This is a genomic window from Staphylococcus pasteuri, from assembly GCF_030547725.1.
GTDB lineage: Bacteria > Bacillota > Bacilli > Staphylococcales > Staphylococcaceae > Staphylococcus > Staphylococcus pasteuri.
Window position 1 is genome coordinate 1 of record NZ_JAUOQO010000625.1, and the last position, 252, is coordinate 252.

The 252-nt window shown below is 47.6% G+C and carries 1 pseudogene; it reads left to right on the forward strand.

The annotated features are described in order from the left end of the window. Positions 1–252 (forward strand): annotated as a pseudogene (locus Q4528_RS14960) (type IV pili twitching motility protein PilT); the annotation flags it as partial.

Genomic DNA, 252 nt, shown 5'->3' on the forward strand with positions numbered 1-252 from the left:
TCGCACGCCTGCTCAAATTGAGGCATTCGAAAGCGGACGAGAGGCTAACTTTGCTATCGCCCGTAAAGGTTTGGGCCGTTATCGTGTGAGCGCATTTTTTCAGCGCGAACAGCCAAGCATGGTGATTCGTAGAATTGAAACCGATATTCCTAGCTTTGAGCAGCTTCAACTGCCACAAATTCTTAAAGAAGTGGGAATGTCTAAACGTGGTTTGATTCTGTTTGTAGGGGCAACTGGTGCCGGTAAATCGAC